Raw genomic sequence first — 18916 nt, 5'->3', positions numbered from 1 at the left:
CCCTGGCATCCCCTTGAAAGGCCCCCCATGGCTGACGCACCACGCGCGCTCAACCGGAGATCCTTCCTCGTCACCTCAGGCCTGGCGGTCGGCACCGCCGCGGCCGTGACCGGCGTTCCCGGCACCGCCCATGCCGCCTTCGGCCGCCCTGGAACTCTCCCCACCGACCCGTTCACCCTGGGCGTCGCCTCCGGCGACCCCGACTCCGAGGGCTTCGTGCTGTGGACGCGGCTCGCACTGAACCCGCTCGCCGAGGACGGCCTCGGCGGAATGCCGGACAAGACCTATCCGGTGGAGTGGCAGGTCTCCTCGGACGCGCGCTTCCGCCGCATCGTCCGCCGCGGAGTCGCCGCCGCGCGTCCTGGCTCGGCCCACAGCGTGCACGTCGAGCTGCGCGGGCTGCGTCCGGGCCGGGAGTACTGGTACCGCTTCCGCGTCGCCGGCCATCTCTCCCCGGTCGGCCTCACCCGGACGGCGCCGCGCGCCGACTCGTTCGGCCCGGCGCTGGCGATGGCGTTCGTCTCCTGCTCGCAGTTCGAGCATGGCTATTTCACCGCCTACCGGCGCCTGGCCGAGGAGCAGCCCGACCTGATCCTGCACCTGGGCGACTACCAGTACGAGTACAAGAAGGGCGTCTACAACGTCCCGGGCGGCAACGTCCGCGACCACGAGGGCCCGGAGACCGTCACGCTCGCCGACTACCGGCAGAGGCACGCCCAGTACAAGTCCGACCTCGACCTGCAGGCCGCGCACGCCGCCGCGCCATGGCTGGTGGTCTTCGACGACCACGAGGTGGAGAACAACTGGGCCGACGAGGTGCCCGAGGCCGGCTCCGACACACCCGACCCGGCCGCCTTCCGCGAGCGCCGCGCAGCGGCGTTCCAGGCGTACTACGAGAACATGCCGCTGCGCCGCAGCTCCGTGCCCAAGGGTTACGACATGCAGCTCTACCGGCGGGTCCGCTGGGGCCGCCTGGCCAATTTCCACATGCTCGACACGCGGCAGTTCCGCGACGACCAGGCCTGCGGCGACGGGTACAAGGACTGCGCGGCCGCGTCCGACCCGGCGCGGTCCATCACGGGCGCCGCGCAGGAGAAGTGGCTGCTGGACGGCTTCCGCCGGTCGGGCGCCCGCTGGGACGTGCTCGGCCAGCAGGTGTTCTTCGCCCAGCGCGACAACACGGCCGGGCCGGTGAAGAAGACCAGCATGGACGCCTGGGACGGGTACGTGGCGTCCCGTGACCGCATCACCAAGGGCTGGCTGGACGCCGAGGTGCGCAACGCCGTCGTGCTCACGGGTGACGTGCACGCGCACTGGGCCAGCGATCTCAAGGCGAACTACGACGACCCGGACTCCGCGGTGGTCGGCTCCGAGCTCGTCTGCAGCTCGATCACCAGCGGCGGTGACGGCGCCGACTCCGACCCGGCAAGCCACCCGTTCCTCACGATCAACCCTCATCTGAGGTTCTACAACAACCAGCGCGGCTACGTGCTGACCAGGATCGACAAGCAGGAGATGAAGGCCGACTTCACGACGCTGCCGACCGTGCGCACGCCCGGCGCCGCCGCGTCGGTCAAGGCGACCTTCGTCATCGAGGATCGCGTGCCCGGCGTCAAGCAGACCTACCTGCGGCCGTACGCCGCGCCCAAGGCCCGAACGAAGTCGGACCGCGACATCATCCAGGAGACCATCGAGAACGAGACCGCGCGCCCGTAACACCCGCCGCGCGCGCCGCCGAAGCATTGGCACGGCATGGCCGGGCTCTCCATCGCAAGGGAGAGCCCGGCCATCAGTCTGCAGTCAGGACGCGTACGGCAGAAGCTCCTTGTCGATCTCCTCCCAGCGGGCCTTCAACCGCTTGAGCACCTCGGGATCGCGGAGGGCGAGGTTGGCCTGTTCGCGCGGGTCGATCGTGAGGTCGTACAGGCGCTCGGTCGTGGCCCCGCCGCCTTCCACCGGGCCACTCAGGTACTTCCAGCGGCCGCGTCGCAGCGCCCGCGAGGACTTGGTGCGCCAAAACAGGTCGTGTTGCGGTTCGCGTGTTCCGCGGAGGAGGTACGAGGCGAGGCTGTGCCCGTCGAGCGGAAAGCCGGCGGCGGGCTTCGTCCCGGCCACCTCCAGGATCGTCGCGGTCCAGTCCTGGGTGATGACGGGGACGCGGCTGACCTGGCGCGGACGGACGCGGGCCGGCCAGCGCAGGATGTTGGGCACCCGGATGCCGCCCTCGTTCAGGCTCGCCTTCTGGCCGGACAGCGGCCACTGATGGGAGAAGCGCTCGCCGCCGTTGTCGCTGGAGAACAACACGAACGTGTCTCGTTCCTGCCCGGTCTCGCGGAGTGCGCGCAGCACGCGGCCGACCGCCGCGTCCAGGCTCTCGACCATCGCGCGGTACGTGTCGAGCGACCCTCCGTCCTCGTGCCAGAGCGCCCGGCTGTCGCCGGCCTTCACGCGCGCGGTGATCTGAGCGCTCACCTCGCGGTCCCCCGGCGCCTCCCAGGGCCAGTGGGGCGTCGTGAAGTTGAGGTTCAGAAGCCAGGGATCGTCGTGGTCACGCCGTTCGCGGACGAAGTCGGCGGCGCGGGCGGCGATGGTGTCGGTGTAGTAGCCGAGGTCCTCGACCGGCACCTCCCCCTCGAAGAGGTCCACGCCGGTGCTGGTGACTTTGGAGTAGTAGTCGACGGCGCCGGAGAGATTGCCGAAGAAGGTGTCCCAGCCGGACTTGACGGGGCTGTACCAGGGCAGGAAGCCGCAGTGCCACTTGCCGAACATCGCGGTGGCGTAGCCGGAGTCCTTCAGGAGCGAGGCGAGTGTCGGATGGCCCGGCGGGATGCCGTGCAGTTTGTCGGGACGGGCGATCGGCTCTTCCAGCCCGCCGCGAAGCCGTCCCGGATAGCGCCCGGTGTAGAGCCCGAACCGCGTGGGCGAGCAGACCGCAGCCGCCGAGTAGGCGTCGGTGAAGCGCACACCCTGCCGTGCCAGCCGGTCCAGATTGGGGGTGCGGATGTGCGGCGATCCATAGCAGCCAAGGTCCGCCCAGCCGAGGTCGTCGCCGAGGATGACCAGGAAGTTGGGGCGTCTGGCGGACGTGGCCTGCGGGTTCGCACGGAACCGCCGTTCGAGCGTCGAGTCCGAGGCGGAGGCGTCGGACGTGCCCGCACCGAGTGCCACGCCCGCCACAGTGCCCGCTGCCGTGGCGGCCGCCACCGTGCCGAGGGCCGCCCCCGCACCGCGCCGGGTGACCCCCGGGGCGCCCTGATCTTCAGCCACGATAAAACCCTACTTTCCCTACTAATTTAGTTAACTTGATCGGGATAGTAGGGAATGGCTGATCGTCCGCGCAATACCGACCTGGCGTGACCTGGACCGCCCCGGGCTTCCGTTCGAGGGTTGACCAAGCGTACGCTTGGTCGCCGTACGACCGTAGGCAGAGGGGACGGCGATGACAGAGGTCCGGGACTACTCCAACCTGATCGGCGGCGAGCTGCGGCCCGCCGCGGACGGCCGCACGCTGGACTCGGTCAATCCGGCGACCGGCGAGGTCTGGGCGACGATCCCGCGCTCCGGCGCCGCGGACGCGGCCGCCGCCGTCGAGGCCGCCCGCGCCGCGTTCCCCAAGTGGTCGGGCATGCCCGCCGCCGGGCGGGCGCACTACCTGCGCAAGGTCGCCGAGGTGTTCGCCAAGAACGCCAAGGAACTGGCCGAGCTGGAGACGATCGACAACGGCAGGCTCATCACCGAGACCGCCAAGCGCGACCTGCCCGGCATGACGTATCTGTGGACCAACGCCGCCGCCGAATGCGCCGCCGCGGTCGAGGGCCGCAGCGTCGACTTCGGCCCGGGCAGCCAGGGCCTCACGCGGCGCGAGCCGTACGGCGTCGTCCTCGGGATCATCCCGTGGAACTCCCCCATCTCCACGCTCTCGGCCAAGGCCGCGTTCGCGCTGGCGGCGGGCAACACCGTCATCATCAAGCCCGCGGAGCAGGCCACGGTGTCCTCGCTCCGGGTGGGCGAGCTGCTGCGGGAGGTGCTGCCGCCCGGCGTCCTCAACATCGTGTCCGGCCTCGGCGAGGAGGTCGCCGATCCGATGGTGCGCAGCCGGGGGGTCAACAAGGTCAGCCTCACCGGCTCCGTCGGCACCGCGCAGATCATCACCCGTGCCTCCGCCGAGTCGCTCAAACCGCTCGCGCTGGAGCTCGGCGGCAAATCGCCCAACATCGTCTTCGCCGACGCCGATCTGGACAGGGCGGCCCCGGGCGTCACCACCCAGGCGATCTTCACCGCCAATGCGGGCCAGATCTGCTACGGCGGCTCGCGCATCCTCATCCAGCGCCCGGTGTACGACGAGATGATCTACCGGATGAAGGAGATCGCCGCGGGTGTCCGGCTCGGCGACACCCTCTCGCCCGACACCACGATGGGCCCCATCGTGTCGGCGGAGCAGTACGAGCGCGTCACCTCGTACCTGGAGATCGGCGCGAAGGAGGGCGCGGAGCTGGTCTTCGGCGGCCGGTTCGGCGCCGAGCTCGTGGACGAGGCGCACGCGGGCGGCTACTGGGTCGAGCCGACGCTGTTCGCCACGTCCGACAACTCGCTGCGCGTCTGCCAGGAGGAGATCTTCGGCCCCGTCGCCGTGGTGCTCCCGTTCGACACCGAGGAGGAGGCGGTCGCCCTCGCCAACGACTCGGTCTACGGGCTGGCCGCCGGGGTGTGGACCCGCGATCTGGGCACGGCCCAGCGCATGTTCCGCCGGCTGGACACCGGGACGGTCTGGGTCAACACGTACCGCAAGGTGATGTTCCCGCTCGAAGGCACCAAGGACAGCGGTTACGGCAACGACTCGGTGCTCGCGTACACGCGCGAGAAGGCCGGTCTGTTCGAGTTCTGACCCTGCCAGATGCCGCTTCGGCGCGGCGTGACCCTAGACGACGATGTCGCTGCGGCGTTCCAGGAGGACCACGTCGCGCCAGACCGACCGGCCGCCGAAGTCGTGGCGGCCCAGGTGTTCGCGCACGCCGACCAGCCGGAAGCCCAGGGACTCGTGAAGCCGGATGCTGGCGGCGTTCTCCGGGAAGATGCCCGCCTGCAGGGTCCAGAGACCGCCGCGCTCGCTGGAGTCGATCAGGGCGCCGAGCAGCGCGCGGCCCGCGCCACGGCCCTGCGCCTCGGGGTGGATGTAGATCGACACCTCCGCGACCCCGGCGTACACGGGACGGTCGGAGATCGGTGAGAGCGCCGCCCAGCCGAGGACGCGATCGGCGTCCCGGGCCACGAAACGGTGGTCGGCCAGCTTGCCCGCCGAGAACTTCTCCCACGCCGGGCAGGTGGTCTCGAACGTCGCATTCCCGCTGTCGATCCCGGCCTGGAAGATGGCCAGCACCTCGTCGGCATGCTCGGGCAGCATCCGCGTGATTTCCACGCCACCACTGTACGGACCGGACGAACAGCACCAAAAAGGACCCGGGTGCGGCGGATCTCAGGTGCAGACGACCTTGCCGCCGACCGCCCCCTGGATGGCGGTCGCCACCTCCTTGCTCTCCGGTGTGACCAGCCAGGTCATATCGTCGGTCACGCTGCAGACCTTGGCACCCGTGCCCTTGATCATCGTGCGGGCCGCCTCATAGCCGGCCGCGGAGCTGTAGAGCTCGATGTTGGTCTGCTCGCCCTTCACCGTGCAGCTGACCTTGGTGCCGCCGGCCACCTGGCCGGCCCTGGGCGCCGTGCAGCCGAGCCCGGCCTGGCTGATCTTCTTGGCGAGGCCCTGCAGTGCCGGAGCGCCCTTCGGAGCGGGCTCGGCCTCTGGACTCTGGGGCGCCACGCCACCGGACCCCGCCGCCTTGGGAGTCCCGGACGTGGCGGACGCGGCGGGCTTGTCGTCGCCTCCGCACCCGGCGACGGCGAGACCCAGGGCCAGTCCGATAACGGGCAGAAGGCTACGACGCAACACGACCTCCATCGGCGGGGGGTGGATCGGAAGAGCAAGATCGTAGCGCCTGCCCGGCACAGCAAGGCCGCCGTCGACCCGCGCAGCGGGTCGACGGCGGCCGGGGTGGTGGTCAGCCGCGACGGCGGCGGGGGCGGCGGCGGTCCGAGCGGCGGCCCATCGGGCGACGCCAGGACAGGCCGGTGCCGGGGATGCGGAACGTCATCTCCCGGCGGCCGTCCGCCGTGCGGGTGTAGCGGGCGCCGCGTCCGCCGACGCTGTGTCCGACGCCCGACTTGGACAGATTGATCCGGAATGGACCCATCTTGATTGATTTTCGGTAACCCCAGCCCATCGTTCCTCCTGATCGACTCGAGACCTTCGCTGGGTGCCCGGACACCCGACAACCACCCGTACCCACCCAAAACAGACAGGGCGGAACCGGCATAGGGGTCCACCCGGAACCGCAACGGCAACAAGTGACCAAACCCGGCCAGAGTTACTGGAGCCTGGATATTTACCTGGCGCCTGTCAGCGAGGAACCTGTGCCTCCGTAGAGATCAACCTTTCGATTCCCCTCCGGAGGTGCGGGTTGCCCAGGAGATCCCTGAGACGAACCCCGCAAACGATCGCGATCGCCGTCCTGTCCGGTACGGCGTTGATCGGCGCGGGCGGCGTCGCCGACGCCCAGGCCGCGGCGCCCAAGATCGTGGTGAAGGGCGGCGTCACACAGCCGGTCTTCTCGTACAAGGACGCGATCCGCGAGTACGTGTACGTCGAGTCGTCGCTCGACAGCGACGGCGACGGCAAGCGCGACAGGGTCCGGGTCGACATCGTTCGGCCCAAGGAGACGCAGAAGGGGCTGAAGTCACCGGTCATCATCGACAACAGCCCGTACTTCGACAACCTCGGCCGCGGCAACGAGGCCGAGAAGAAGACCTACGACGCGGCGGGCAATCCCCTCAAGTTCCCGCTGTTCTATGACAACTACTTCGTGCCGCGCGGGTACGCCTACCTCGCCATCGACATGATCGGCACGACCAAGTCCGACGGGTGTCCCGGCACCGGCCAGGTGCAGGACATCGCGGGCGGCAAGGCCGTCATCGACTGGCTGAACGGGCGCGGCACCGCGTACGGCGCCGACGGCAAGAAGGTCAAGGCGAGCTGGCACAACGGCCGTTCCGGCATGATCGGAAAGTCGTACGACGGCACCCTGGCCAACGGCGTGGCGGCCACGGGCGTCAAGGGCCTGTCGACCATCGTGCCGATCTCGGCGATCAGCAGCTGGTACGAGTACATCCGCAGCAACGGCGCCAAGTTCGCCAACAACTACCACGACTACCTGGCCAAGGTGGTCGACAACGATCCCGACGCCAAGTGCGAGGCCGTCCGCCAGGCGCTGCACGTCGGCGAGGACGACGCGACCGGCAACTACAACAAGTTCTTCGCCAACAGCAACTACCGGCACGGCACGTACGGCGACGTCCGCAAGGTCCGCGCCAGCGTCTTCGTCATCCACACGGTGAACGACCTCAACGTGCAGCCGGTGCACTTCTCGCGCTGGTGGGACGGGCTAAAGAAGCAGGGCGTCAAGCGCAAGATCTGGGTCGGCCAGTACGGCCACACCGACCCGTTCGACTTCCGCCGCGAGACCTGGGTGCCGGTGCTCCACCGCTGGTTCGACAGCGAGCTCTTCAAGATCAACAACGGTGTCCATCGCACCCCCAAGGCCGATGTCGAGGTCGCACCGGGTCAGTGGATCAAGGAGCCGGACTGGCCGGCCGCACGCAGCCGCAAGGTCGCGCTCCGGCCCGGCACGGGCGGCTCGCTCGGGCTGAAGGCCGCGCCCAAGGGCAGCACCGCCTCGTTCACCGACACCGAGGCGTCCGAGGCCGACCTGGTCGCCGACCCGACGACGGCCAAGCCGTACCGCCTGGCGTACGTGTCGCAGCCGCTGCCGGGCAACGCCCGACTGTCGGGCACCCCGGTCGCCGACCTCAAGGTCAAGCTCGACAAGCCGACCAGCAACCTCACCGCGATGCTGGTGGACTACGGCACCGACGCCCGCGTTGACTACCTCGGCGCCCGCGGCGGCTTGGACGAGCTGCCCGCCGAGGACTGCTGGGGTGAGAGCATCCCGGCCGACGACGCCTGCTACAAGAAGACGCCGATCCGCACGGTCACGAGCCCGGTCAACGTCGTGGCGCGCGGCTGGATCGACGCCCAGAACCGCCTGTCCCTGACCAACCCGACCCCGCTCACGCCGGGCAAGTTCCACCGCGTGAAGTGGCAGACCCTCCCGCAGGACTACGTGTTCAAGAAGGGGCACCGCCTGGCCCTGGTCATCGCGGGCACCGACACCGACTACCTCGCGGAGACCGCCACAGGCGCGCAGGTCACGGTGGACCTCGCGGGCAGCAGCATCACCGTCCCGGTCGTCTTCAGCGGCTCGGGTGCGTCCGCCCTCGCCGCCCCGCAGACCAAGTCCGCGTGGCGCGGCCCGACCAAGGTCAACATTCCCGTCCAATCCCGTGAACTGAAGTAACCCGTCCCGACCCAGGGCCGCCGTCCCCGCCAGGGGCGGCGGCCCTGCCATTCGGCGGCCCTGCCATGTGCGGCTTGTGGGCGGCCAGCCTTGGCCAGGGGGACCCGCCGGGCACGGCGATCAGCAGCAGACTTCGCGACAATTGGGGCGAAACGCACGGAAGTTCGTGAACAGCTGTGGATGTACGGCGCGAGGGCGCCGGGTTACGAGTGGTGCCGGAGGCGATCGAACACGATCCCTGGAGGCACCCCTCATGCCGTTCCCCTCACGTTCCCCTGTCCGGCGCGCCGCGCTCGCGCTGGGTCTCACGGCCGTTCTCACGTCCTCGACACTCGCCGCCCCCACCGCGGCGCAGGCGGATCGGGTACCCCCGCGCCTGGGGCCGGCGGCACCGGGCGAGTTCAAGGCCCTGCAGGACACCTCGGGCGGCCTGGGGCTGCCTGAACGCGCGCTGATCCAGGCCGGTGCCGCGGCGAGGCAGAAGCCCGGCATCGGCGTCCGGTGGCGTTCGGAAGGACCCGACAACATCGGCGGACGGGTCACCGGCATCGCGGTCGACCCTCGCCGGGCGGACACCGTCTACGTCGCGGCGGCGAGCGGCGGCATGTGGAAGAGCACGGACCGGGGCCGCACGCTCACCGCGATCTGGCCCGAGTCGTATCCGCAGGCCATCGGCGCGGTCGCCACCAGCTCCGACGGCGCGATCTACGTCGGCACGGGCGAGTCCAACCCGGGCGGCGGCTCGATCACATATGAGGGGGACGGGATCTACAAGTCCACCGACGGCGGCCGGACGTGGAAGAACATCGGCCTCCGCCGGTCGGCCACGATCTCGCTCATCGCCGTCGACCCGGCGAACCCCAAGCGGATCTACGTCGCGGCGACCGGCTCGCTGTTCCGGCCGGGCGGTGAACGCGGCGTCTACGTCTCCTCCAACGGCGGCCGAAGCTGGACGCGCAGCCTGGACGTGCCGAACGCCACGACCGGCGCCAGTGGCCTGGCCATCGACCCGGCGAATCCCAAGCGCCTCTTCGCCACGCTGTGGGACCGGCGCCGCGAACCCGACCTGCGCCGCTACGGCGGTGTCGGCTCGGGCCTCTATCGCTCGCTCGACGGCGGTGCGTCCTGGACGCGCCTCGACAACGTGACCGCGCCGACGCCCGGTGACGACATCGCGCTGCGCAGCGACCCGCGGCTGGGCCGGATCGGCGTCGGCATCGCGCCCTCACGCCCGGACCGGGTCTACGTGCTGACCTCGACGTACGGGCAGTTCGGCAACCACAAGGGCTTCTACGTCTCCGACGACGGCGGCGACTCGTTCGCGACGGCGGCGCTGCCGCCCGGCAACGTGCCGTACTGGTGGACCGGCTACGTCTGGATCGACCCGGCCGACCCCGAACGCGTGCTCATCCCCTCCGCCTCGCTCTTCGAGTCCACCAACGGCGGCAAGAGCTGGACGTCCAACGAGGGCATGCACGTCGACCACCATGCGATCGCCTGGGACCCCAAGGTGCCGGGCCGCGTGTACGAGGGCAACGACGGCGGCGTCTACCGCTCCGACGCCAACGGCCGCAGCGGCACCTGGCAGATGGCCGTGAACCACCCGTTCACCCAGTTCTACACGCTGACCGTCAGCGCGCAGGACGCCACCCGCATCGCCGGCGGAACGCAGGACAACGGGTCGCTGCGCACCTGGGGCGGCCCGCGCTGGAACGAGTTCCAGGGCGGCGACGGCGAGGCCAACGTCATCGACCCCGCCGACCAGAACATCGTCTACAGCTGCTACCAGTTCGGCTTCTGCTCGCGTTCGACCGACGGCGGTGACACCCTCGTGCCGTTCCGCGGCCTGGCCGAGGAGGACCGGTACAACTGGCTCAGCCCGGTCGTCCTGCAGCCCGGCGCGACCGGCACCGTCTACTTCGGCAGCAACCGGCTCTACCGTTCGACCAACGGGCTGGACTACACGCCCGTGAGCCCCGACCTGACCGGCGGCCCGGGACGCGACGAGGTGTACCCGTTCGGCACCCTCACCACGATCGCGCCGAGCGCCACCGACCCGCGGTCGATCCTGGTCGGCTCCGACGACGGCCGCGTCTCGGCCACGACGGACGGCGGCCAGAGCTGGCGCCTCCTGCTGAAGGACCAGCCGTGGGTGACCCGCGTGGCGGTCGATCCGCGGAACGCCCGGCGCGCGTTCGCCACGCTCTCGGGTTATCGCGCGCAGGGCACCGGCGGCCACGTGCTGCTCACCACCGACGGCGGCGCCAACTGGCGGGACGTCACTGGAACCCTGCCCGAGGCACCGGTGAACGACATCGTCATCGGCCCGGCCGGGATCCTGTTCGTGGCCACCGACGTCGGCGTCTACGCAGGCGCCCCGTCCGGCCGCTTCTGGCTGCGCCTGGGCCACCTTCCGCTGGCGCCGGTGAACGACATCGAGTTCAACGCCGTGTCCGGCCGCCTCTTCGCGGCCACCTTCGGCCGCGGCATCTACAGCACCCAGATCACCCCCGCCATGCAGGCACGCCTCCAACGCGGCCGCTGACCGGACCTTCGACCTGGGGCCCTGGCTCCTGCCGGGGCCCCGCGCCGTCAGCCGTCCTTGCGCGCGTCAGCCGTCCTGCGGGCGTCAGGTGTCCTGCGGGCGTCAGGTGTCCTTGCGGGCCTTGCTCGGCTGAACGCGCTTGGGCTCGCCGGCCATCTTCGGATAGTTGGGCGGGTACGGGGCGTCGCCGAGGCCGTGGTCCTTCTCGTCGCGATCGGCCATCTCCAGGAGCGGCTCCAGCGAGAACGACCGGTCGTCGATGGCGGCGTGCAGGTCGCCCAGCTCGGCGAAGCGGGCGGGCATGGTGGCGATGGTGAAGTCCTCGGGCTCGACGTCCGGGAGCTCCTCCCAGGTCACGGGCGCGGAGACGGGCGCGTGCGGGAGCGGCCGGATGCTGTAGGCCGAGGCGATCGTGCGGTCGCGCGCGTTCTGGTTGAAGTCGATGAAGACCTGCTCGCCGCGTTCCTCCTTCCACCATTTGGTGGTGACCAGCTCGGGGATGCGGCGTTCCACCTCGCGGCCGAACGCCAGCGCGGCGCGGCGCACGTTGGTGAACGTCCAGCGCGGCTCGATCCGCACGTAGACGTGCAGGCCGCCCTTGCCGGAGGTCTTGGTGAAACCGGTGTAGCCGAGCTCGTCCAGCAGGTCGCGGGCCGGGCCGAGCGCGACCTTGACCGCGTCGTTGAAGTCGGTGCCGGGTTGCGGATCGAAGTCGATGCGCAGCTCGTCCGGGTGGTCGACGTCATCGCGGCGCACCGGCCAGGGGTGGAACGTCAGCGTGCCCAGGTTGGCGGCCCAGGCGATCACGGCCACCTCGGTCGGGCAGACCTCGTCCGCGGACCGGCCGCTCGGGAACTCGATCCGCGCCGTCTGCACCCAGTCGGGCGCGCCCTTGGGAATGCGCTTTTGGTAGAAGGCGTCGGACTTCCCGGCGCCCATGCCCGCCTGGCCGCGCGCGTAGTCGACCCGGGTGGCGAGCTTGGCGCCCTCGAAGACGCCGCCGGGCCACCGTTCGAGCGTGGTGGGACGGTTGCGCGTGGCGCGGAGGATGCCGTCCCCGACCGCGATGAAGTACTCCACCATCTGGCGCTTGGTATAGCCATGTTCTGGAAAGAGCACTTTGTCAGGATTAGACACTTTGACGAGCCGATCCCCTACCGGGATCTCGATGAACGGCGAGGCCATACACGCACGTTAACCCACGGGTCCGACATGATCACGTCCCCGTCCTTGAACGGCCGCCGACGTCACATTCCCCGCGCCGCGCGCTCCGGCACCCGCGAGGTAACGTCGAAGGCATGGAGAAGATCCACAAGAGTGATGAGGAATGGCGGGCCCAGCTGAGCCCCGAGGAGTACCACGTGCTCCGCGAGGCGGGCACCGAACGTCCCTTCACCGGGGAGTACACCGACACCAAGACCGTCGGGGTCTACCGCTGCCGGGCCTGCGGCACCGAGCTGTTCCGTTCGGACACCAAGTTCGACTCGCACTGCGGCTGGCCGAGCTTCTTCGAGCCGTCCAAGTCCGAGGCGGTCACCCTGATCGAGGACCGGTCACTGGGCATGGTCCGCACCGAGGTCCGTTGCGCCACCTGCGACTCCCACCTCGGGCACGTGTTCCACGGCGAGGGCTACCAGACCCCGACTGACGACCGCTACTGCATCAACAGCATCAGCCTGACCCTGGAGCCCGCAGAGTAAACGGCCGGATTGAGTCTGCTGCGCCAACCGCGTCGCGGGATGAGCCGTCCAATCGAACGGAAGGCTCTTCCGATCCGAAAGGACGCCATGGCCGCCGAGCTCGATGCGTACGAAATCTCCTATCTCTGCGGCGGCCCGGACCGGGCGGCACGCGCCGCGCTGGTCGCCCTCTGCGCCGACGGCAGGGCCCAGATCTCCGACGAGGCCCCATACCGCCTGGTCATTGTGAGACGCGCAAGTCTTCATCTTGTCGAGAGGGCCGTTCTCGACAAGATTCCCAGTAGCGGCCTGCCGTTGAAGCTGGTCCTGCGCACCACCGTCGACTCAGCGGCGGTCCGCCAATGCGCGGGGACGTTGCTCAAGAAGAAGCTGTTGCGCCGGTCGTTCCGCGGATGGGTCGGGCCGTCGCCGGCGGGCGAGGAGGAGCGCCGACGTCTCGCCGAGACCCCGCCCGATGAGCTCGTGAAGCAGTTCGCCGCCGAGGGAGTCACGGCGCTGCCCGAGGGCCCTCTCCGCGACGCCCTGGCGGCGCTCCCGCCGGAGCAGGAGTTTCCGATCAAACTTCCGAAACCGGGAGGTGGCCGAGGCTACGACGACCGGGGGGGCGTCTACGGGGGCTGGGGAGGAATGCCTCCCGGCGGGGCCGTCGAAGGAAGCCACGGAGCCAGCGGCCCCTGAGCCGGCGGTCCCCCCGGCCCCGTCAGCGGGTCTCGTCGACGCCGCAGTCGTCCTTGTCGCTCTGCTTGTTGGCCAGGACCACCATGCCGTTGCCCTCGCTCTTGCCGTGGATGAACACGCGCGGGGCGCTGTCACCGGTCTCGCGCAGGAACTGGGTGGTCCACTCGCACAGGGACTTGGCGGGGGCCGAGTTCTCGTCACCCTCGTCGAGGTCGGTGTAGACGCGCAGGAACGTACCGCTGCGGCGCACGTCCGTGACGTACTTGACGATCTTCTTGTCGGGGTCCTTGGACTCGAAGAACGGCATCGCGTCCGGGACCTCGTCGGGGTCGGCGGCGACCTTCTCCGCACTGGTGCTCGGGCTGGGCGAGGAGGTGTTGCTCCGCTGCGCCGCGACGGCGGCCCGGGGCGTGCGATCGTCACCCGTCGCCGCCGAGAGACCGGCGAGCCCGGCGACGCCGAGCAGCGCCACCGAGGCCGTGCCGGTGCCGACCACGACCAGCCTGCGCCGCCCGGGCTCCCCCATGGCGTTCTTGATCATGCGATCCCAGCGAACGGCGAACTCGGAGGGCGGCTTGGCATGCCTGCCACGCGCGTGTTTTGGGGGAGCTTTGGTCACGGCCAGCACCTTACTGGCACTTTGCCTTCCGTTCCCCCCAGATTGGACAACCTGGACCGTACGTCCCAGTGCCTGCGGAGGGGTCCTGTGGTTACCGGAGCGCCCCTGTGATCACGGAAGAGTCTTGAGGAGCTCGGTGATCGGCTTGCGGCGGCCGGTGTAGAACGGGATCTCCTCGCGGACGTGGCGGCGGGCCGTCGAGCCGCGGAGGTGGCGCATCAGGTCGACGATGCGGTGCAGCTCGTCGGCCTCGAACGCCAGCATCCACTCGTAGTCGCCCAGCGCGAACGAGGACACCGTGTTGGCCCGTACGTCCGGGTAGCCGCGGGCCATCTTCCCGTGCTCGGCGAGCATGGCGCGGCGCTCCTCGTCCGGCAGGAGGTACCACTCGTACGAGCGGACGAACGGGTAGACGCAGACGTAGTCCCGCGCTTCCTCCTCCGCCAGGAACGCCGGGATGTGGCTCTTGTTGAACTCGGCAGGCCGGTGCAGGGCCATCTGCGACCAGACCGGCTCGCTGGCGCGGCCGACGGCGGTCCGGCGGAACCGGCTGTAGATCTCCTGCAGGTCGTCGGAGGTCGGCGCGTGCCACCAGAACATGTAGTCCGCGTCGGCCCGCAGACCGGACACGTCGTAGAGGCCGCGCGTGACCACGTCCTTCTGCGCCGCCTGGTCGAGCAGGTCCTGAACCTCGGCGGCGTCCCGCTCCTGGATCTCGCCGGCGTTCCTGACCCGGAAGACCGACCACATCGTGTAGCGGATGACCTGGTTGAGATCGCGCGCCTTCGGCTTACCCGCCGGCTGCGGCGCCTGGCCCGCCGCGTTCTCCGCGTTCTCCGCCACCTGTGCCTGAGGCTCCTGCCCCTGCTCCGTCGCTGCCATGGCTCAATTCTCCCCGACTGTCGAGATGCTCCAGCACCCGGGCCGCCGCAGCGCGCGCGGTGGCGATGCAGGCCGGGATGCCCAGTCCGTCATACGCGGCGCCCGCCACGGCCAGGCCGGGTTGCCCGGCGACCGCCGCCCGGATGCGGGCGACCCGGTCGGCGTGGCCCACGTTGTACTGCGGCAGGCCGCCGCCCCAGCGTGTCACCCGCGTCTCCAGCGGCAGCTCCGAGACACCGCAGGTGGCGGCCAGCTCGGTCATCGCCGCCGCCTTCAGGTCGTCGTCGGCGCGCTGCAGGGTGTGCTCCTCGCCGAAGCGGCCGATGGAGCACCGGACGGCGATGATCCCCGGTGCCTTGTCGCGCAGGTGCGGCCACTTCACCGAGCTGAACGTGACGGCCTTGACCTCGCGTCCCTCCACGGCGGGCACGAGGTACCCCGAACCGCGCGGCAGGCGGGGGAACGCGGAGACGGCGTACGCGAGTGTGACGATCGCCATGCTCGCGTACTCGATCCGTTGCAGCTCCCGGGTCGCCGCCGGCACGTCCCCGGCCAGCAGCCGGGCCGCCGGGGTGGCGGGGACCGCGATGATCACGCCATCGGCGTCCATGGCCTCGGGCGCGCGGGCCGAGCCGAGCGTCAGCCGCCAGCCGCCGGGCCGGCGTCGCAGTTCGCGGACCATCGTGCTCGTACGGATCGTTCCACCATCGGCGACGATCGCCTCGCTCAACAGCCGCGGCAGCGTTCCCAGCCCATCGGGCAGGGTCGCGAAGATCGGACCGGCGTCCTTGGGCGCCGCGTCCCGCACGCCGCGCGCCGCCGAGATCAGCGAACGGTGCGCGCGGGCGGCCGTCGCGACGGCGGGCAGCGTCGACTCGAAGGAGAGCTCCTCGGTGCGCCCGGCGTACACCCCGCCCAGCAGCGGCTCGACCAGCCGGTCGACGACCTCGCGCCCCAGGCGCGCGCCGACGTAGTCGGCCACCGAGACATCGGTGCCGCGCGGCGTCTCGGGCAGGACGAGGTCGAGCGGGACGCGCGCCAGCCCCACCGGAGAGAGCACCTGCGACGCCGCGAGCGCGCGCAGGTCGGAGGGAACACCCATCACCTGCCCGGCCGGCATCGTGCGCAACGCCCCGTGACTGAGGATCGCGGCGGAGGTCGTACCGGGGTTGACCAGTTCGTCCCCGTGGCCGAGGTCGCGTACGAGATCGAGCCCCTCCGGGCGGCGGGCCAGCATGGACTCGGCGCCCTCGTCCACCGGCAGCCCCGCGATCTCGCTGATGCGAAGCTTGCCGCCGACCAGCGGCGAGCCTTCCAGCACGGTCACCCGCACGCCGCCACGGCTCAGAAACCGGGCGGCCGCCAGGCCTGCGACACCACCTCCGACCACAACGACATGCGCCCCGCCCCGCGCGGCATCGACGGATCTCCCAGAGGTGGTCATGACATCCACGATCCCAGATGCCCGCCGGAACCCGGCAACAGGGCACCCCCACTGGACGAGAGGATCATGCCAGTAAATACTGGCGCGCATGACCCGTGCGACGTCCGACCGCCCGAAAAGGCTCCTCACCGCAGGCGCATGTGCACTCCTGATCGGCATGACCCTCACGCCTCCGGCACACGCCGCACCGGCGCCCGTCACCCACGCCACGCAGGCCGAGGGTGACTTGCGCAGGATGCGACTGCCGTGGTTCTGGCCGAACAACTACCTGTACGACGTTTCAGCGGCGGCAGCGGACAGCGTCTGGATCAGCGGTACGCAGGGCGAACTGGTCATCCCCGGGCCGATTCCGGGCACCGGCACGACCGTTCCGGGCAGTCCGGTCGTGCGACGGTGGAACGGGACCGCCTGGCAGGAGCATCCCCTTCGCGGTTGGAGCGGCAACGGCTCGATCTCGAGCGTCGCGGCCGTCGCGCCGGACGACGTCTGGGTGAGCGGCCCGCGCTACGCGAACGGCACCTACTCCGGGGTATATCTGGCGCGCTTCACCGGAACCGGATTCGACCCCGTGGCGCCCCCGGAAGGCGTCCGGGGAGCCGATCTATGGGCCACGCCAGCCGGTCTCCTGCTCACAGCCGAGGTCGGCGGCGACGCCCGGGTCTTCCGGCGTTCGGGCGACTCGTGGAGCGCCTATCCCCCGCCAGGAGTGCGAACGCACGCGATCCACGCCCGTACGCAGGACGACGTCTGGATCTTCGGCGACACCAGCGCGGCACCCGGCAGGCCCATCGCCAAGCACTGGAACGGCACCGGGTGGCATTCAGCGCCACTGCCGCCGATCCAGGGCGAATACGCGTCCATCACTGGCGCTTACGCGCTCAGCGCGAACGACGTCTGGGCGGTGGGCACCGACCACACCAGGACCGACCCGCCGGGTACGCCGATGGTGCTTCACTGGGACGGCGCCACCTGGACCCGGGCCGCCGTTCCGACCAGCGGGATCAACGAACTCGGCGAGATCGAGCGGGACGGCACGGGCGCCCTGTGGATCAGCGGGCACGCCACCGACACGCCCAACCGGCCCGCCCTGCTGCGATATGACGGGCAGCGGTGGGAGAGGCTGCAGACTCCGGCGGTCTCGGGTCAGTCCAACGTGCACATGCTGCAACTCGCAGCCGTCCCCACGTCCGACAAGGTCTGGATCATGGGCAGCGGCAGCATCGGCGGCCCCATCGTCATGACCAACGGCTGACGCGTCATGACCAACGGCCGACCCAGGACGTTCACCGGCGGCTCAGCCCTTGGCGGAGACCTCGTGGACCAGGTCGGTGAGGCGGGCCAGCACGTCGGGGTCGGTGGACGGCAGCACGCCGTGGCCGAGGTTGAAGATGTGCCCCTCAGCCGTACGGCCGCGGGCCAGGACGTCGCGGGCCCGCTGCTCGACGACCTCCCACGGCGCGAACAGGATCGCCGGATCGAGGTTGCCCTGGAGGGCCTTGCCCGGCTCCACGCGATGCACGGCCTCGTCCAGGGGGACCCGCCAGTCGACGCCGACGACATCGGCACCGGCCTCGCCCATCAGGCCCAGCAGTTCGCCCGTCCCCACGCCGAAGTGGATCCGCGGGACGCCCAAGGACTCGATCGCGTCGAAGATCTTGCGGCTGTGCGGCAGGACCGACTCCCGGTAGTCCTGCGGGCCGACCGCCCCCACCCACGAGTCGAACAGCTGGATCGCGCTCGCGCCCGCCTCGATCTGGACCTTGAGATAGTCGATCGTCATGTCGGCCAGCCGGTCCATGAGCTCGGCCCACAGTTCGGGCTCGCCGTACATCATGGCCTTGGTGTGGTCGTGGTTCTTGGACGGCCCGCCCTCGATGAGGTACGAGGCGAGCGTGAACGGGGCCCCCGCAAAGCCGATCAACGGCGTCGAGCCCAGCTCGCCCACCAGCCCCTGGATGGCCTCGGTGGTGAACGGCACGTCATCGGGGGTCAGCCGGCGCAGCCGCTCCACGGCCGCCTTGTCCCGGATCGGGTCGGCGATCACCGGGCCGACGCCGGGCTTGATGTCGAGGTCCACGCCGATGGCCCTGAGCGGCACGACGATGTCGCTGAAGAAGATCGCCGCGTCCACCCCGTACCGCCGCACGGGCTGCAGCGTGATCTCGACGATCATGTCCGGCCGGGCGCAGGCCTCCAGCATCGGAACGCCCTCGCGCACCCGCAGGTACTCGGGCAGCGAGCGGCCCGCCTGCCGCATGTACCAGACGGGGGTGTGCGGCACCGGCAAGCGGCGGCACGCCCGTACGAAGGCGCTCTCCTCCGGACCGGAGGCTTCATTCGAACCAGCAACGTCAACAGCCACGTGCCGATGGTCCCACGAACCAACGGCCGCCACACACCAGGGTGAGGAAGGGCCAAGGTACAGCCCGGGCGTACATAGTCTGTGCGCGGTTTGGGAGTGGATCTGGGAGAGCTTGGGAGTCTGCTGCGGAGATGTGGTCCAAGGGGCGTAATGGACGTGAGTGTGGTGTGGGGCCGGAAGCGGCCTGGGGCACAGAAGTTCCGGACACGCCGAGCGAAGTC

General features: G+C 70.2%; 16 protein-coding genes. 7 read left to right on the top strand and 9 right to left on the bottom strand.

Going from position 1 to position 18916, the window contains the following annotated elements; translation table 11 throughout:
- The first annotated feature begins 27 nt into the window (after nucleotides 1-27).
- The gene (locus tag F8566_RS12725; protein WP_151560388.1) at nucleotides 28-1716 is read left to right on the top strand and encodes an alkaline phosphatase D family protein; all 1689 of its coding nucleotides are present in this window, start codon (nucleotides 28-30) and stop codon (nucleotides 1714-1716) included.
- Nucleotides 1717-1800: 84 nt separating this feature from the next.
- On the opposite strand, the gene F8566_RS12720 is transcribed toward F8566_RS12725, so the two are convergent.
- Entirely contained in the window at nucleotides 1801-3267 is a 1467-nt protein-coding gene (locus F8566_RS12720; protein ID WP_151560387.1) for a sulfatase family protein, read from the bottom strand.
- 172 nt (nucleotides 3268-3439) lie between these two features.
- On the opposite strand from F8566_RS12720, the gene F8566_RS12715 reads away from it, so the two are divergent.
- Complete coding sequence (locus tag F8566_RS12715; protein WP_151560386.1) at nucleotides 3440-4885, top strand: aldehyde dehydrogenase family protein; 1446 nt, start codon at nucleotides 3440-3442, stop codon at nucleotides 4883-4885.
- A gap of 33 nt (nucleotides 4886-4918) precedes the next feature.
- Here the strand turns inward: F8566_RS12715 and F8566_RS12710 are convergent, their stop codons facing one another.
- From F8566_RS12710 to F8566_RS12700, 3 genes are all read right to left on the bottom strand, one after another.
- Entirely contained in the window at nucleotides 4919-5416 is a 498-nt protein-coding gene (locus F8566_RS12710; RefSeq protein WP_225993111.1) for a GNAT family N-acetyltransferase, read from the bottom strand.
- Between the two features lie 57 nt (nucleotides 5417-5473).
- Nucleotides 5474-5941: a hypothetical protein gene (locus F8566_RS12705; RefSeq protein WP_151560385.1), complete on the bottom strand. Its 468-nt coding sequence runs from the start codon at nucleotides 5939-5941 to the stop codon at nucleotides 5474-5476.
- A 112-nt stretch (nucleotides 5942-6053) separates the two neighbouring features.
- On the bottom strand, nucleotides 6054-6275 hold the full coding sequence (locus F8566_RS12700; RefSeq protein WP_151560384.1) for a DUF4236 domain-containing protein: 222 nt from the start codon (nucleotides 6273-6275) through the stop codon (nucleotides 6054-6056).
- A gap of 237 nt (nucleotides 6276-6512) precedes the next feature.
- On the opposite strand from F8566_RS12700, the gene F8566_RS12695 reads away from it, so the two are divergent.
- Both F8566_RS12695 and F8566_RS12690 read left to right on the top strand, forming a co-directional pair.
- Complete coding sequence (locus F8566_RS12695; RefSeq protein ID WP_225993110.1) at nucleotides 6513-8465, top strand: Xaa-Pro dipeptidyl-peptidase; 1953 nt, start codon at nucleotides 6513-6515, stop codon at nucleotides 8463-8465.
- Between the two features lie 253 nt (nucleotides 8466-8718).
- On the top strand, nucleotides 8719-11010 hold the full coding sequence (locus F8566_RS12690; RefSeq protein WP_151560383.1) for a VPS10 domain-containing protein: 2292 nt from the start codon (nucleotides 8719-8721) through the stop codon (nucleotides 11008-11010).
- A gap of 102 nt (nucleotides 11011-11112) precedes the next feature.
- On the opposite strand, the gene F8566_RS12685 is transcribed toward F8566_RS12690, so the two are convergent.
- Nucleotides 11113-12129, bottom strand: coding sequence for a DNA polymerase domain-containing protein (locus F8566_RS12685; protein ID WP_449691556.1), 1017 nt, complete (start codon nucleotides 12127-12129; stop codon nucleotides 11113-11115).
- Between the two features lie 179 nt (nucleotides 12130-12308).
- Between F8566_RS12685 and msrB the strand changes: the two genes are divergently transcribed.
- Nucleotides 12309-12710: a peptide-methionine (R)-S-oxide reductase MsrB gene (gene msrB, locus F8566_RS12680; RefSeq protein WP_151560381.1), complete on the top strand. Its 402-nt coding sequence runs from the start codon at nucleotides 12309-12311 to the stop codon at nucleotides 12708-12710.
- 87 nt (nucleotides 12711-12797) lie between these two features.
- Nucleotides 12798-13388: a TIGR04222 domain-containing membrane protein gene (locus F8566_RS12675; RefSeq protein ID WP_192809648.1), complete on the top strand. Its 591-nt coding sequence runs from the start codon at nucleotides 12798-12800 to the stop codon at nucleotides 13386-13388.
- Nucleotides 13389-13410: 22 nt separating this feature from the next.
- Here the strand turns inward: F8566_RS12675 and F8566_RS12670 are convergent, their stop codons facing one another.
- The 3 genes from F8566_RS12670 to hemG form a co-directional block, all read right to left on the bottom strand.
- Nucleotides 13411-14007 carry a hypothetical protein gene (locus tag F8566_RS12670; RefSeq protein WP_151560379.1) on the bottom strand — a complete coding sequence of 199 codons (597 nt, stop codon included), beginning with the start codon at nucleotides 14005-14007 and terminating at the stop codon, nucleotides 13411-13413.
- Nucleotides 14008-14118: 111 nt separating this feature from the next.
- On the bottom strand, nucleotides 14119-14889 hold the full coding sequence (gene hemQ / locus F8566_RS12665; protein ID WP_151560378.1) for a hydrogen peroxide-dependent heme synthase: 771 nt from the start codon (nucleotides 14887-14889) through the stop codon (nucleotides 14119-14121).
- Nucleotides 14798-16333: a protoporphyrinogen oxidase gene (gene hemG / locus F8566_RS12660; protein ID WP_151560377.1), complete on the bottom strand. Its 1536-nt coding sequence runs from the start codon at nucleotides 16331-16333 to the stop codon at nucleotides 14798-14800. Before hemG ends, hemQ begins: the two co-directional genes overlap by 92 nt.
- Before the next feature lie 88 nt (nucleotides 16334-16421).
- Here hemG and F8566_RS12655 point away from each other — a divergent pair, with 88 nt between their 5' ends.
- Nucleotides 16422-17585 (top strand): hypothetical protein, encoded by a 1164-nt coding sequence (locus F8566_RS12655; protein WP_151560376.1) that lies wholly within the window; start codon nucleotides 16422-16424, stop codon nucleotides 17583-17585.
- A gap of 42 nt (nucleotides 17586-17627) precedes the next feature.
- Here the strand turns inward: F8566_RS12655 and hemE are convergent, their stop codons facing one another.
- On the bottom strand, nucleotides 17628-18695 hold the full coding sequence (hemE, locus tag F8566_RS12650) for a uroporphyrinogen decarboxylase (RefSeq protein WP_151560375.1): 1068 nt from the start codon (nucleotides 18693-18695) through the stop codon (nucleotides 17628-17630).
- Nucleotides 18696-18916 lie beyond the last annotated feature (221 nt).

This window comes from Actinomadura rudentiformis (genome assembly GCF_008923185.1).
Classification (GTDB): Bacteria; Actinomycetota; Actinomycetes; order Streptosporangiales; family Streptosporangiaceae; genus Spirillospora; species Spirillospora rudentiformis.
The sequence above is the reverse complement of the archived record's forward strand: the minus strand, read 5'-3'. Positions and strand labels throughout refer to the sequence as shown.

Excerpts from the sequence above, each read along its gene's own strand:
- F8566_RS12725 (WP_151560388.1), top strand. The coding sequence starts at position 28 with ATGGCTGACGCACCACGCGCGCTCAACCGGAGATCCTTCCTCGTCACC.
- F8566_RS12715 (WP_151560386.1), top strand. The coding sequence starts at position 3,440 with ATGACAGAGGTCCGGGACTACTCCAACCTGATCGGCGGCGAGCTGCGG.
- F8566_RS12700 (WP_151560384.1), bottom strand. The coding sequence starts at position 6,275 with ATGGGCTGGGGTTACCGAAAATCAATCAAGATGGGTCCATTCCGGATC.
- F8566_RS12690 (WP_151560383.1), top strand. The coding sequence starts at position 8,719 with ATGCCGTTCCCCTCACGTTCCCCTGTCCGGCGCGCCGCGCTCGCGCTG.
- msrB (WP_151560381.1), top strand. The coding sequence starts at position 12,309 with ATGGAGAAGATCCACAAGAGTGATGAGGAATGGCGGGCCCAGCTGAGC.
- F8566_RS12675 (WP_192809648.1), top strand. The coding sequence starts at position 12,798 with ATGGCCGCCGAGCTCGATGCGTACGAAATCTCCTATCTCTGCGGCGGC.
- hemQ (WP_151560378.1), bottom strand. The coding sequence starts at position 14,889 with ATGGCAGCGACGGAGCAGGGGCAGGAGCCTCAGGCACAGGTGGCGGAG.
- hemG (WP_151560377.1), bottom strand. The coding sequence starts at position 16,333 with ATGACCACCTCTGGGAGATCCGTCGATGCCGCGCGGGGCGGGGCGCAT.
- F8566_RS12655 (WP_151560376.1), top strand. The coding sequence starts at position 16,422 with ATGACCCGTGCGACGTCCGACCGCCCGAAAAGGCTCCTCACCGCAGGC.